At 51.0% G+C, this 241-nt stretch carries 1 protein-coding gene; it reads right to left on the reverse strand.

What is annotated here, in order from left to right; translation table 11 throughout:
• Positions 1–241 (reverse strand): STAS domain-containing protein (locus tag L6Q96_23200; GenBank protein ID MCK6557457.1); only part of this gene is annotated, 241 nt, incomplete at both ends.

Consider the following 241-nt stretch of genomic DNA (forward strand, 5'->3'; position numbering starts at 1 on the left):
GAAACTGTCAATGGCCTCTTCCACCGACTTGTGAGTCGTGAATACGGTAGACAGTTTGGTAATAACCAGAAGGCTTTGAATTCGTTCGGCCGGGTTTGCCAGTTTCAGCTGACCGCCGGCATTTCTCACGGTGGTGAGACCACCGATGAGCATTCCCAATCCGGAGGAATTCATAAAATTCACCCCACTCAGATCCAGAACCACCTTGACCTGGCCATTTCTGACCAGCTGATGGAGTCTG

The sequence above is a fragment of the Candidatus Binatia bacterium genome (assembly GCA_023150935.1).
Taxonomy (GTDB): Bacteria; Desulfobacterota; Binatia; order HRBIN30; family HRBIN30; genus JAKLJW01.